Genomic DNA, 9,028 nt, shown 5'->3' with positions numbered 1-9,028 from the left:
GCCAGCGCCTCACCCAGCCCGGCCGCGGCGGGCGGGGGCGCGGCCGGGCTGGGTGAGGCGCTGGCTGCGGGCGAGGGCGTCGCAGCAGGGGCGGGTAAGGCGCTCGCCGCCGGCGCGGGCGTTGCCATCGGCGCAGGCGAAGCACTCGCGGCAGGCGCCGGCGAGGCCGGCGAGGGGCTTACTGACGCGGCGGGCGCCGGGCTCGGACTTTGTGCCCGAGCGGCAGACAGACCAAACGACATGGCCGCCGGGATCAGCGCGGCCAGAGCGAGACGACGAAACCTAATCATTCTATTCTCCCCAAGAACTTGGGCACCAAGACCTTGGGCTCCAAGACCTTGCCCACCAAGGCCTAAATCCCGCTTTGCGCCCGGCCGCGCCTCCCGGTTCGCGCGAATGGCGCCGTTCTAACACGCGGGCGCCGAATTCGTCCCATGACAGATGCGTCATGGGCGGCGTCGCGGGCCGCGGCCCGGGCGCTCCGCAGTAAACCGCTGGCCAAGCCGGCAAGGATCGCCATATAAGACGGGCGAAATTCGGGAATTTTCATGAGCGCGCTGGCCAACCACGCATTTGCCAAGATGAACGGCATCGGCAACGAGATCGTCGTTGTCGACATGCGCGATTCCACAGCAAAGGTCACGCCGGACGACGCGCGGGCGGTGGCGTCCGCAAATGGCGGCGTGGCTTACGACCAGCTCATGGTGCTGCAGAAGCCGCGGCTGGACGGCACTGAGGCCTTTATCCGCATCTACAACAATGACGGCTCCGAAGCCGGTGCCTGTGGCAACGGCATGCGCTGCGTCGTGCGCCGCATTTTCGAGAAGAGCGGACAGACCACGGCGACGTTCGAGACGGCTGCGGGCCTGCTCAATTGCTGGCAGGGCCCGACGCCCGACCTCTATACCGTCGACATGGGCGCGCCGAAGTTCGGCTGGCAGGACATTCCGCTGGCGGAAGAGTTTCGCGACACCCGCTACATCGAATTGCAGATCGGGCCGATCGACAATCCGATCCTGCATTCGCCCTCGGTGGTGAACATGGGCAATCCGCACGCGGTCTTCTGGGTCGAGGAGGTCAGCGCCTATGATCTCGAGCGCTTTGGTCCTCTGCTCGAAAACCATCCGATCTTCCCCGAGCGCGCCAATATTACGCTTGCTCACATCGTCGATCGCGACCACATCACGATTCGCACCTGGGAGCGCGGCGCCGGCCTCACCAAGGCCTGCGGTTCGGCAGCCTGCGCCGCGGCTGTCGCCGCGGCGCGGCTGAAGCGCGCCAATCGCAATGTCGAGATCACATTGCCCGGCGGCAAGCTCGCCATCGAATGGCGCGAGCGCGACGACCATGTGCTGATGACGGGCACCGCGACCTTCGAATATGAAGGCAATTTCGATCCGGCGCTGTTCGCGCCGGTCGGCTGATGGCCGTCGACATCGTCACCTTCGGCTGCCGCCTCAACGCCTTCGAGGCCGAGGTGATCCGCCGCGAGGCGGAAGGTGCCGGCCTCTCCGACACCATCGTCATCAACAGCTGCGCCGTCACCAACGAGGCGGTGGCGCAGGCGCGCCAGTCGATCCGCAAATTGAAGCGCGAGCGGCCCGGTGCGCGTATCGTGGTCACCGGCTGCGCCGCGCAAACGCAAAGCGCGATGTTCGCCGACATGGCCGAGGTCGATCGCGTCGTCGGCAATGACGACAAGATGCGCTCGTCCGCATGGCGCGATGCGCGCGATGCATTCGACATCGGTGCCAGCGAGAAGATTGCCGTCAGCGACATCATGGCAGTGAAGGCGATGGCGCCGCATCTGATCGACGGCTTTGCCGCCGGCCTGCCGCGCGTCTTCGTGCAGGTGCAGAACGGCTGCGACCATCGCTGCACCTTCTGCATCATCCCGTTCGGCCGCGGCAACTCGCGCTCGGTGCCGATGGGCGCTGTGGTCGATCAGGTGCGGGCGCTGGTGGAGCGCGGTCACGGCGAGATCGTACTGACCGGCGTCGATCTCACCAGCTACGGCGCCGACCTGCCGGGCGCGCCCAAGCTCGGCATGCTGACCAAGCAGATTTTGCGGCACGTGCCGGACTTGATGCGCCTGCGCATCTCCTCGATCGATTCGATCGAGGCAGATGACGATCTGCTCGATGCCATCGCCGACGATGCGCGACTGATGCCGCATCTGCACCTGTCGCTGCAATCCGGCGACGACCTGATCTTGAAGCGCATGAAGCGGCGGCATTCGCGGCAGGATGCGATCGCGTTCTGCAACCAGGTGCGCCGCCTGCGCCCGGACGTCATTTTTGGCGCCGACATCATCGCGGGCTTCCCGACCGAGACCGAGGACATGTTCTCGCGCTCGCTCGATCTCGTCGAGGAATGTGGTTTGACGTTCCTGCACGTCTTTCCCTACTCGCCACGCCCCGGCACGCCGGCCGCGCGAATGCCGCAGGTTGCGGGCGGCGCGATCAAAGAACGTGCGAAGCGGCTGCGTGCAGCCGGTGAGGCGGCATTTCGGCAGCGACTGCAAGCCGAGATCGGCGCCGCGCGCGAGGTGCTGATCGAGAGCGAAGGCCAGGGACGCACGGAGCATTATCTGCCGGTGGCGATTGCGGGCGAACGTGTGGGCAGTGTCGTGCCGCTCAGGATTGTTGGCAGCGATGGCGAGCGGCTGATCACATAGTCGGTGTCGTCGTCCGGCTTGGCCGGGCGAGGCAGTACGCCGCGGCTTCTCCGTATCTCACAAACGTCTCTGGAATACTGGATCACCCGCCTTCGCGGGTGATGACACCGCCGATATGGTACACGGTGTGCCCTACAGGGCCCGCACCTGCCAGAACCGCAGCGTGCGCCGCGCATTCTCCGTCGTCATTCTCGCAAAATGGCCCTGCGAGCGCGCAAGATCAGCCCGCTTCATCGCGCCCGTCGCAAAACGGCTTTCGAGCACGGCTGCGGTGGTTTCCCAGCTGAGCTGCGCGGCCTTGCACGGCACCAGGAGGCCGTCGTCGCGCAGGCTCTGCATCAGCGGGCGAATCACCTCGACGGTCGATCCGGACAGCGCCGCCAGGGCCGCGACGGTCTCCTCATAGCGCCGCTGCGTGGCGAAGCCGAGTAGCGTCGCTTCGTTGAGCTGGCCGATCGTCTTGAGATTTGCGATGGCCCGCTTGGCGCCTTCGAAATCGCGAACGCCAGACATCTCGCGCTCGACGCCGACGGTGGCGGCGGCAATTGCGCTCTGGATTTCCTCGAACAGATGCGGTGGGGCGCGCGACAACAGGCGGGTGCGCACCGCATCCGTCGCCGAACGCAGCAATCGGCGGCGCAGCTCCGACGGCAAATCGACGCGGACGCCGACGCTGACCGCGAGCTCCGGATCGCTTTCGGCCTGTCCGACGATGATGGCAAATCCGCTGCCGGAGACGCGGGCGCCGGGATTGGCGGCGAGCCGCCGGCTGACGCTGGGATAGCGCCGCGCCAGCAGCGCATCGGTGACGATCTCCCTCAGCCACCAGCGGCCGGCGACCGCGAGCAGATGCGGCTCGCCCTTGGATGATGCGATCTTCACCAGCTCGCCATCGTCGAGGCGCGCGGATTCCTGGAGCACGGGTCCGGCGATACGGATCTCGTCATTGCTGGCGAGGCGGCGGATCACGGATGGCGGCGCCTGCGCGATCGGAGCGAGCTGCGCGCTGATCTCGGCGAGCGCAATTCGGGCGCCGATGTCGGCGACGGCGCGCAGCTCGATGGTGCCAATGAGGCGCTCGAGCACGTCGTCAAACAGCGCGATCTGCTCGTCGTCAAAGCTGGCGGCGGAAGACAGGAACAGGTCCGTGACGCGCCGGGCCGTCTCCAGCCCCTTTTCCGGCGAGCCCATCCGTATCGCGGATTCGACCTCGTCGATGATCGATAGCTCGGCCTTGGACATCACGCGCTGCTCGTCCTGAGCGGTTACAGAAGCTTGTTCTAAGCAACCGCTATCATTAGAGGCGAGCGCTGAACGTTTCGTAAACCATGGGCTTGTTGCCCCTCATCCTGAGGAGCCCGCAAAGCGGGCGTCTCGAAGGATCGAGGCTCAACTGCAACAGCACGGGACTTTCATGGTTCGAGACGGCGCTGACGCGCCTCCTCACCATGAGGGCTGGCTGCCGGGCTAGTCCCCGTGCCATCCGCAGGCGCGGAGGCGCTCGTGCATGTGGGGCGGGGCCGGCGCCACGACGCGGATCGGCTCCTTGTTCCGGGAGATCGGCACCACGATCTCGCGGGAATGCAGGTGCAGGCGCGGCTCGCCGAAGCGCGGGCCGTTGCCGTAAATGTTATCGCCGATGATCGGCCAGCCGGTCGCGGCCGAATGCACCCGCAATTGGTGGGTCCGGCCGGTCACCGGTTCCATGGCGAGCCAGGCGAGGCCCGCGCCCCGGCCCATCACCTTCCAATTGGTGATCGCCTTCTGCCCTTCGGGATCCGGCTTCTGCCACCATCCGCGCTCGGCATTGAGGCGGCCGAGCGGCATGTCGATGGTGCCTTCATCTTCATCAGGGCCGCCCTCGACCACGGTCCAGTAGGTCTTGCCGATCTTGCCGTGCTTGAACAGCAGGCCGAGCGAGGCGGTGGCTTTGCGATGGCGGCCGAGCACGAGACAGCCTGAGGTGTCCTTGTCGAGCCGGTGAGCCAGCATCGGCGGCCGCGGCAGACCGAAGCGCAGCGCGTCGAAGGAGGCTTCGAGGTTCGCCCCGCCCTTGGGGCCGCGATGCACCGGCAGGCCGGCCGGCTTGTCGATGACCAGCATCAAGCCGTCGCGATGGAGCACGCGGGCCAAAATCTCATCAGCGGTCAATTCGGGAACATCGAGCAATTGCAAGACTTTCGTTTAATCGTCGGAACGGCTAACACACCCCCACCATGAACGATACCTCCGAGACCCCCAAGCTGAGCTGGTGGCGCCGCCTGTCCGACGGGCTGAAGCGCACCTCGTCCTCGCTCGGGACCGCGGTCGCCGATCTCGTCACCAAGCGCAAGCTCGATCGCGCCATGCTCGACGACATCGAGGACGTGCTGCTGCGCGCCGATCTCGGCACGCAAGTCGCAGTGCGGATCGCGGATGCCGTCGGTACGGGGCGCTACGACAAGGCGATCTCGGCGGACGAGGTCAAGGACGTGGTCGCCACCGAGGTCGAGAAGGTGCTCGCGCCGGTGGCGAAGCCGCTCGAGATCGATGCGGGCAAGAAGCCGTTCGTCATCCTCGTGGTCGGCGTCAACGGCTCCGGCAAGACCACCACCATCGGCAAGCTGTCGCAAAAATTCGCCTCCGAAGGCCGCAAGGTGATGCTGGCTGCCGGCGACACCTTTCGCGCGGCGGCGATCGAACAGCTCAAGGTCTGGGGCGAGCGCACCAAGACGCCGGTCATCGCCGGCGCGCAAGGCTCGGATTCGGCGAGCCTTGCCTTCAGCGCGCTGACGGCAGCAAAGGAGCAGAGCGCCGACGTCCTCCTGATCGACACCGCGGGTCGGCTTCAGAACAAGGCCGAACTGATGAACGAGCTCGAGAAGGTCGTGCGCGTCATCCGCAAGGTGGATGCCACCGCGCCGCATGCGGTGCTGCTGGTGCTGGATGCCACCGTCGGCCAGAACGCGCTGTCGCAGGTCGAGGCCTTTCACCGCACCGCCGGGGTCACCGGCCTCGTGATGACCAAGCTCGACGGCACCGCGCGCGGCGGCATCCTGGTGGCGCTGGCGGAAAAATTCAAACTGCCGGTGCATTTCATCGGCGTCGGCGAGGGCGTCGACGATCTCGCGCCCTTCACCGCGCGCGATTTCGCCCGCGCGATCGCCGGAATCGAAAGTTGAGAATGGACAAGACCCAGCCGCATCCGTTGTTCAAGCTTGCGACCGAGCTCGGTCCGCTGCTCGTGTTCTTCTTCGTCAATGCCAGGTTCAACCTGTTCGCCGCGACCGGTGCCTTCATGGTGGCAATCGTGGCGGCGATGGCCGCGTCCTATATGGTGACGCGGCACATCCCGATCATGGCGATCGTGACGGCCGTGATCGTGCTGGTGTTCGGCACGCTGACCCTGGTGCTACACGATGAGACCTTCATCAAGGTCAAGCCGACCATCATCTACGGCCTGTTCGCCGCGATCCTCGGCGGCGGCCTGCTGTTCGGCCGCTCCTTCATTGCCGTGATGTTCGATCAGGTGTTCAATCTGACGCCGCACGGCTGGCGCATCCTGACGCTGCGCTGGGCGCTGTTCTTTGCCGGCATGGCGGTGCTGAACGAGATCATCTGGCGCACCCAGAGCACGGACTTCTGGGTGAACTTCAAGGTCTTCGGCGTGACGACGCTGACCATGATCTTCGCCGTCGCCCAGTTGCCGCTGACCAAGCGCTACCACCTTGCGCCGGCGTCGCTGGAAGCGAGCGAGGCCGAGGCGGGAGATGTGAGCAAGGGCTAGGGCGAAACGTCGCCCCACGTACCGCTGTCATTCCCCGCGCAGGCGGGGAATTCAGTACGCCGCGGCTTCTCCGTATACTGCTGACGTCTCTGGAATACTGGATCGCCCGATCAAGTCGGGCGATGACAGTTGAGTGTGTCGCACGAGAGCGCGGAGCTAGCTCCCCGCTTTCAACGCCTTCTCCAGCTGCGGCAATAACACGGTGCGCAGATTGTCCGGCGTGATCGGTCCAACCAGCTTGTAGACGATGGTGCCCTCGGGGCCGACGACGAAGGTCTCCGGCACGCCATAGACGCCCCATTCGATCGAGGCGCGGCCGTTGGCGTCCACGCCGACGCGGCTGAACGGGTTGCCATAGCGCCCGAGGAAGCGCCGCGCGTTGTCGGCCGCGTCCTTGTAGTTGATGCCGACGAGCTGGAAGCGCTTGTCCTTGGCGAGCTCGGTCAGCAGCGGCGCCTCGTCATGGCAGGGCACGCACCAGGACGCCCAGACGTTGACGAGGCTGACCTTGCCCTTGAACGCGGCGGGATCGAGCCCCGGCACCGGCGCATTGTCAGCCTGCAATCCTTCGAGCGGCGGCAGCAGGGTTTGCGGCGCAGGCCGTCCGATCAGCGCGGACGGAATCCGCGAGGGATCGCCGCTGCCGAGCCGAAACCAGAACAGCAGGGCCAGCGCGATGAAGGCGATCAGCGGCAGCACCATCAGGAAGGTGCGACGCTGCTGCGTCGCCTGGCTCGATGGATTGCTCATGATCTGTCCGTCGCGCTGCGGCCGGAGCGGCGGGTAACGCCGCTGCGATCGAGCTCGCGCAGGCGCGCAATCTGGCTGCGGTAGTCGAGCATGACCCAGCCGATCAGGAGCACGACCACGAGGGCCGCTGCGGCATAGGACATCACGATGAACGACGCGTATGGGCCGAGCGTTATCATCACGCAGCCCCAGCTTCTTTTGACGCGTTTTCTTCACGCGAACCGGCGCTTAACTCGCTCGAAAACGCGACGCGGCTCGCCTGCACCATCTGCAGGGAGCGGACACGGCGGCGCAGGATCTCGTTGCGCATCGCAGCTAAGTGCAACGTGACGAACAGCAGCGTGAAGGCGATCGCCATCACCAGCAGCGGGATCAGGAACGATTTGTCGAGTGCCGAGCCGCCGATGCGCATCACCGAGGCCGGCTGATGCAGCGTGTTCCACCAATCGACGGAAAACTTGATGATGGGCAGGTTGATGGCGCCGACCAGCGTCAGCACCGCGGCGGCGCGTGCCGCGCGCGAGGGATCGTCGACCGCGCGCCACAGCGCCATCAGGCCGAGATACATCAGGAACAGGATCAGCACCGATGTCAGCCGCGCGTCCCATTCCCAATAGGTGCCCCACATTGGCCGTCCCCACAGCGAGCCGGTGAGCAGCGCGAGGAAGGTGAAGGCGGCGCCGATCGGCGCTGCCGCTTTGGCGGCGACATCGGCGAGCGGATGCCGCCATACCAACGTGCCCAGCGAGGCGATGCTCATGACGCCCCACACGAACATCGAGAGCCAGGCATTGGGCACGTGGATGAACATGATCTTCACCGTCGCGCCCTGCTGATAATCGTCGGGCGCAAGCGCTGATTGGTACAGGCCGATGGTGAGCAGGATGACGGTCGCAGCCGCAAGCCACGGCAGCAGGCGCGCTGTTAGTGCGAGGAACCGCGTGGGATTGGCGAGGTCGATCAGCGTCATGGTTATTGTGATAATGATCCGGGAGCGCTCAGGCAATCAGCACGAAAGTGCGTCGCGAGAGTTGATGGGGGTCAAGGTGAGGCGAGCTCATCTCAGTCGAGTCCATGCCGCAGGCTCGCCGCCGCCGCGAAAGGGCCGACGACGAGGCTGACCAGCGACACTGCGCAGAGGATCGAGAACGGCGCGCCGAACGTCATGGGACCGACGATCACCGCCTGCGAGGCCGCGACCCCGAAAATCAGCACCGGAATCGACAGCGGCAGCACCAGCACGGCCATCAAAAGCCCGCCGCGATGCAGCGTCACCGCCAACGCCGCGCCGATCATGCCGGTGAAGGTGAGCGCCGGGGTGCCTGCCAGCAGCGTCAGCGCCACCGCGCCGGTTGCGACCATGTCGAGGTTGAGCAAAAGGCCGAGCACCGGGGTTGCGACAATCAGCGGCAGGCCGGCGGCCAGCCAGTGCGCCAGCGCTTTCGCAGCGCAGGCCAGTTCCAGCGGCGTCCGGCTCATCGTGATCAGGTCGAGCGAGCCGTCCTCATGATCGGCCATGAACAGCCGGTCCAGCGTGAGCAGGCTCGCCAGCAGCGCACCGAGCCACAGGATGGCCGGCCCGAGCCGCGACAGCAGCGCCAGATCCGGGCCCACCGCGAACGGCATCAGCACCACCACGGTGAGGAAGAACAGCACGCCAATCAATGCCCCGCCGCCGACGCGAAGCGCGATCCGGATGTCCCGGCGGATGAGCGCGGCAAGGGCGGTCATGGGGGGCTTCCTTCGAGGCCGCGCCCATGCATGGCCGGCTGGCGCCACGGGCAAACTGCGCTCCCTCCCCCCTTGTGGGGGAGGGCTGGGGAGGGGGGTAGCCC

The 9,028-nt window shown here is 66.1% G+C and carries 10 protein-coding genes and 1 pseudogene; 4 read left to right on the top strand and 7 right to left on the bottom strand.

All coding sequences use genetic code 11. The annotated features are described in order from the left end of the window. Positions 1 to 290, bottom strand: a pseudogene (locus IVB01_RS14410) (AraC family transcriptional regulator); the annotation flags it as partial. 258 nt (positions 291 to 548) lie between these two features. Between IVB01_RS14410 and dapF the strand changes: the two are divergent. Together dapF and mtaB are read left to right on the top strand one after the other, a co-directional pair. Continuing rightward, positions 549 to 1,424, top strand: coding sequence for a diaminopimelate epimerase (gene dapF, locus IVB01_RS14405; protein ID WP_247281264.1), 876 nt, complete (start codon positions 549 to 551; stop codon positions 1,422 to 1,424). Then, positions 1,424 to 2,677: a tRNA (N(6)-L-threonylcarbamoyladenosine(37)-C(2))-methylthiotransferase MtaB gene (mtaB, locus tag IVB01_RS14400; RefSeq protein WP_247281263.1), complete on the top strand. Its 1,254-nt coding sequence runs from the start codon at positions 1,424 to 1,426 to the stop codon at positions 2,675 to 2,677. Before dapF ends, mtaB begins: the two co-directional genes overlap by 1 nt. A gap of 132 nt (positions 2,678 to 2,809) precedes the next feature. Here the strand turns inward: mtaB and IVB01_RS14395 are convergent, their stop codons facing one another. Together IVB01_RS14395 and IVB01_RS14390 are read right to left on the bottom strand one after the other, a co-directional pair. Next, positions 2,810 to 3,919, bottom strand: a complete 1,110-nt coding sequence (locus IVB01_RS14395) for a DUF2336 domain-containing protein (protein ID WP_247281262.1) — start codon at positions 3,917 to 3,919, stop codon at positions 2,810 to 2,812. A gap of 225 nt (positions 3,920 to 4,144) precedes the next feature. Then, positions 4,145 to 4,846, bottom strand: coding sequence for an RNA pseudouridine synthase (locus IVB01_RS14390; RefSeq protein ID WP_247494622.1), 702 nt, complete (start codon positions 4,844 to 4,846; stop codon positions 4,145 to 4,147). Between the two features lie 47 nt (positions 4,847 to 4,893). Here IVB01_RS14390 and ftsY point away from each other — a divergent pair, with 47 nt between their 5' ends. Both ftsY and IVB01_RS14380 read left to right on the top strand, forming a co-directional pair. Further along, a complete protein-coding gene (ftsY, locus tag IVB01_RS14385) occupies positions 4,894 to 5,838 on the top strand; it encodes a signal recognition particle-docking protein FtsY (RefSeq protein WP_247281261.1) in 945 nt (314 codons plus the stop codon). Between the two features lie 2 nt (positions 5,839 to 5,840). Next, the gene (locus tag IVB01_RS14380) at positions 5,841 to 6,443 is read left to right on the top strand and encodes a septation protein A (protein WP_247281260.1); all 603 of its coding nucleotides are present in this window, start codon (positions 5,841 to 5,843) and stop codon (positions 6,441 to 6,443) included. 156 nt (positions 6,444 to 6,599) lie between these two features. Here IVB01_RS14380 and IVB01_RS14375 read toward each other — a convergent pair whose 3' ends face one another. The 4 genes from IVB01_RS14375 to ccmB form a co-directional block, all read right to left on the bottom strand. Next, positions 6,600 to 7,193, bottom strand: a complete 594-nt coding sequence (locus IVB01_RS14375) for a DsbE family thiol:disulfide interchange protein (RefSeq protein ID WP_247281259.1) — start codon at positions 7,191 to 7,193, stop codon at positions 6,600 to 6,602. Next, entirely contained in the window at positions 7,190 to 7,375 is a 186-nt protein-coding gene (ccmD, locus tag IVB01_RS14370) for a heme exporter protein CcmD (RefSeq protein ID WP_247281258.1), read from the bottom strand. The genes IVB01_RS14375 and ccmD overlap by 4 nt, the downstream gene beginning before the upstream one ends. Continuing rightward, positions 7,372 to 8,163 carry a heme ABC transporter permease gene (locus IVB01_RS14365; protein ID WP_247281257.1) on the bottom strand — a complete coding sequence of 264 codons (792 nt, stop codon included), beginning with the start codon at positions 8,161 to 8,163 and terminating at the stop codon, positions 7,372 to 7,374. The genes ccmD and IVB01_RS14365 overlap by 4 nt, the downstream gene beginning before the upstream one ends. 92 nt (positions 8,164 to 8,255) lie before the next feature. Beyond that, positions 8,256 to 8,924 carry a heme exporter protein CcmB gene (gene ccmB / locus IVB01_RS14360; protein ID WP_247281256.1) on the bottom strand — a complete coding sequence of 223 codons (669 nt, stop codon included), beginning with the start codon at positions 8,922 to 8,924 and terminating at the stop codon, positions 8,256 to 8,258. Positions 8,925 to 9,028: the final 104 nt, after the last annotated feature.

Origin of the sequence: Bradyrhizobium sp. 164, from assembly GCF_023073715.1 — a bacterium.
In the GTDB taxonomy this organism is placed as follows: domain Bacteria; phylum Pseudomonadota; class Alphaproteobacteria; order Rhizobiales; family Xanthobacteraceae; genus Bradyrhizobium.
This window is presented reverse-complemented; position numbering and strand designations above follow the sequence as displayed.

Excerpts from the sequence above, each read along its gene's own strand:
- IVB01_RS14380 (WP_247281260.1), top strand. The coding sequence starts at position 5,841 with ATGGACAAGACCCAGCCGCATCCGTTGTTCAAGCTTGCGACCGAGCTC.
- ccmB (WP_247281256.1), bottom strand. The coding sequence starts at position 8,924 with ATGACCGCCCTTGCCGCGCTCATCCGCCGGGACATCCGGATCGCGCTT.
- ftsY (WP_247281261.1), top strand. The coding sequence starts at position 4,894 with ATGAACGATACCTCCGAGACCCCCAAGCTGAGCTGGTGGCGCCGCCTG.
- IVB01_RS14395 (WP_247281262.1), bottom strand. The coding sequence starts at position 3,919 with ATGTCCAAGGCCGAGCTATCGATCATCGACGAGGTCGAATCCGCGATA.
- IVB01_RS14375 (WP_247281259.1), bottom strand. The coding sequence starts at position 7,193 with ATGAGCAATCCATCGAGCCAGGCGACGCAGCAGCGTCGCACCTTCCTG.
- IVB01_RS14365 (WP_247281257.1), bottom strand. The coding sequence starts at position 8,163 with ATGACGCTGATCGACCTCGCCAATCCCACGCGGTTCCTCGCACTAACA.
- mtaB (WP_247281263.1), top strand. The coding sequence starts at position 1,424 with ATGGCCGTCGACATCGTCACCTTCGGCTGCCGCCTCAACGCCTTCGAG.
- dapF (WP_247281264.1), top strand. The coding sequence starts at position 549 with ATGAGCGCGCTGGCCAACCACGCATTTGCCAAGATGAACGGCATCGGC.